Source organism: Stenotrophomonas sp. Sm6012 (genome assembly GCF_030985895.1).
Taxonomy (GTDB): Bacteria; Pseudomonadota; Gammaproteobacteria; order Xanthomonadales; family Xanthomonadaceae; genus Stenotrophomonas; species Stenotrophomonas forensis.
In genome coordinates this window covers 1-2,068 of the sequence record NZ_JAPTFX010000266.1, presented here as the reverse complement: position 1 = coordinate 2,068, position 2,068 = coordinate 1, and the positions used below count along the sequence as shown (strand labels likewise).

Here is a 2,068-nt window from a genome sequence, read left to right as displayed (position 1 = left end):
CGTGTCACCGGTAGAGTTTGAAAGGCGCTACGCGCAGAGCGGCAACTGAGTGTCTACAGAACTCTGGCCGGTCCAGGTGTGGCCAGGGCAATCGTCGCAACCTCAGATGCATGCAGGAGCCCGCTGAGCTTCTGGCACGCGCTTTCACATCAACTGGGAATGCCGCGCTGGTCATCGGCCAGGCCTCACGAGCTGAGGGCACGAATACACAATCACATGCGCGCCGCGTGTGGGCACGCCGACGTACGCAGGTACGTATTGTTCATCGACAGTGCTCAACGGCTCACCAATCTTGAGTTTCAGTGCTTAGAAGATCTTGATAACTTGATGAGCAAGGACAGGCTTACTCTCTTTTTGGTCTTTGTGTACCAAAGTGACCAGCAGGGCATCGAGCTTGGCGACATGTGGCAGCACCATCCGTCACATGTTGTTCGCCGGTGGTTTCTGGACTCAGCCCCATTTCTTCCTCTTGCGGCGCGAGATGAGGTCAGGCATGCCCTGTCGCGCTACGACGGCGCAGCATGGTGGCCGACAGAGGACATGCCATTTTCTAGATACTTCGCCACCGACGCATTTGATCGCGGATGGCGGCTGGAATCTGAAACGGAGATGATTTGCGATGCTGTGTCCGCCCTCCGGAGGGAGGTGGGACTTCCCGAACATAGTGGCTGGCCGATGTGCTCCTTCACATCGACCGTGCGGAATCTGCTAACGAACGCTTGGTTTCAGCAGAGTTTCGAACGCTTCACTCCATCTGACGTCCGTGCTGCGCTTGTGCATGTCGGGTACCTGCGAACCGAGTTCATTCGCATGCGCGAGAAGATGTCCGACAAGGCAATCGCCATCATTGAGAAGATACAGAATACGGCAAACCAGGTAGGGGGAAGCAATGAATAGCTCTCGCGCCGTAAATCCTTCTACGCCTCGGATTGTCGGCGCAGAGCATGAGTTCTATCCATACATATCGGGCTACGGCGTGCTGCAGCGGATCGTTGCACTGGGCATGCCAACAAGTGAGCAACTCATGATCATGGGGGTGAGGCGTAAGACTGGGCGCTCCATGCTCCGCCCTTTGCTTCTGCCGGGCCGGGTGCAGGATACTTTTGCGTCAGCCATCGAAGTCCGTGACGTCACAACGAAGAATCTATGGAATCCGGCCGCGTGGCTTCCAGTTCAATCACTTCGACTTCTCGCGGGTAGTGAGCTTCCATATATGCGGTGCCCCGCATGCGCACTTCACGGCTACCATTGTTCACTATTTCTCCTTCCTTCCATCTCTGCGTGCCCTTGGCATGGCGAGAAGCTCATCAGCCACTGCGAGGCATGCGGAAGGACGCTGGGCACCAGTTTTGACCACTCCGGTGGTCTCGGGACTTGTACTTGTGGATTTCAGCCAATCGACGCCCACACAGCGCTACTGGACGTCAGGCAATTTCCCGCTCGTGAAGTGTCGCAGTGGGTGGATGACTACCTTCATTGGGCATCACGCCAGCGGGCAGGCCGAGTGATTCACTTCCCCAGTGATGCGCAAAGCTGGCCTTCAGCTCTGGCGCGCCTGATTGATAGAACGACTCCTATGCCGCCCGTCCACCAGGACGATGGCAATGCTCACGTAAGGTATGAGGCTTTCCAGCCATCCGCTGACGATCCGGAGCCAGGGGCGTTCTGGGGCTGGGCAATGATTGGCGGCAACTCGGGCCTCATGTGCGCTCCGCTCCCATTGATGGCCTACGATGCTTTGACGCGGGCCACTGCAGCGGCATGCGCCAGGGTCGGACTTGAAGGCCTATCTGTCCTGAGCTTCCGCTCAACGCACTACGACACCCAAGGGCCCACTGAGGTAGAGCGGCACGAGTCGTTCCTAGCTCCCTATGGTGTTTCTGCCAGCGGCGCGACTTGGCTCAATCTCTCGGTTGTCGACCCGATGGTAACGTTAGCGTGCGGCACAGCGCTGGAGCTGGCCGCTGCGGCCTTTGGTATCGCGAACGACATGACCTGCCCCCTTTCTCAGGGCCACTAGCTACTTAGTAGAGTCCAGGTTGGGGAGCATACCGCTCCGGTGGGTCAG

The 2,068-nt window shown here is 58.0% G+C and carries 1 protein-coding gene; it reads left to right on the top strand.

Going from position 1 to position 2,068, the window contains the following annotated elements:
• Window positions 1-258: 258 nt before the first annotated feature.
• Window positions 259-897 (top strand): ATP-binding protein, encoded by a 639-nt coding sequence (locus O0J73_RS22255; RefSeq protein WP_308309664.1) that lies wholly within the window; start codon window positions 259-261, stop codon window positions 895-897.
• Window positions 898-2,068: the final 1,171 nt, after the last annotated feature.